Here is a 588-nt window from a genome sequence, read left to right on the forward strand (position 1 = left end):
GGTGGGTGGGTGGTGGGGTCGGCGGGTGTGGATGTAGGTGTCGGGGATGAGGACGGTGCCGATGGTGGGTGGGGTGATGTGGTGGAGTCCGGTGGTGTTGTGCCAGTAGATGGCGTTGCCGTCGATTTTGGCGCAGGTCCAGAGTTCGAGTGTTTTGGCGTGGTGGTGTCGGGGGCAGAGGGGGTGGGTGTTGGCGAGGATGGTCCAGCCGCCGGTGTGGGGGTTGGTGTGGTCGAAGGGGACGATGTGGTCGATGTCGCATCGGGCGGCGGGGACGGTGCAGTAGGGGAAGGTGCAGGTGGTGTAGGTGGCGCGGACGAGTGCGACGAGTGTTGCGGTGGGTCGGTAGGTGAGGGCTCCGGGTGGGGGTGTGGTGTGGCCGCCGTGGCCGTCGGGGTGTTGTCCGAGGGTGAGGGTGGGGTTGGTGGTGGCTGCGTTGAGGAATGCGGTGATGGTGTGGGTGAGTGTGTGTTCGTGGCCGAGGATCGATGGTGTTGTTCGGTGGGGTGTTGGTGGGGGTAGTGGTGGTGCGGGGTGGGTGCGGGCGCGGTGAAGTATCCGGCGGGCGGCCGGTCCGGGAGGTGTGGG

1 protein-coding gene is annotated in these 588 nt (G+C 67.2%); it reads right to left on the bottom strand.

Features of this window, described 5'->3' with window-relative positions; genetic code table 11:
- On the bottom strand, nt 1-588 hold a 588-nt coding region (locus RY1_RS30275), incomplete at both ends, for an HNH endonuclease signature motif containing protein (RefSeq protein ID WP_169914883.1).

Source organism: Rhodococcus yunnanensis NBRC 103083, from assembly GCF_001895005.1.
GTDB lineage: Bacteria > Actinomycetota > Actinomycetes > Mycobacteriales > Mycobacteriaceae > Rhodococcoides > Rhodococcoides yunnanense.